This is a genomic window from Rhodanobacter spathiphylli B39 (assembly GCF_000264295.1).
GTDB classification, from domain to species: Bacteria; Pseudomonadota; Gammaproteobacteria; order Xanthomonadales; family Rhodanobacteraceae; genus Rhodanobacter; species Rhodanobacter spathiphylli.
Window position 1 is genome coordinate 1 of sequence record NZ_AJXT01000117.1, and the last position, 236, is coordinate 236.

General features: G+C 65.7%; 1 protein-coding gene. It reads left to right on the forward strand.

Translation table 11 applies throughout. The features are described from left to right. Nucleotides 1-236, forward strand: a 236-nt coding sequence (locus tag UU7_RS17215) for a M4 family metallopeptidase (RefSeq protein WP_007810848.1), incomplete at both ends; no start/stop codon positions are given.

The window sequence follows — 236 nt, forward strand, 5'->3', positions numbered from 1 at the left end:
GACGTGCATTACTCCAGCGGCGTGTACAACAAGGCATTCTGCCTGCTGGCCAAGACCTCGGGCTGGGACGTGAAGAAGGCGTTCCAGGCCTTCGCGCTGGCCAACAAGTCGTACTGGACGGCGACCTCCACCTTCAACTCCGGCGCCTGCGGCGTGGAGTCGGCGGCGACCGACCTGGGCTACAACGCGAATGACGTGATCACGGCGTTCACCGGCGTGGGCGTGACCTGCCCGGG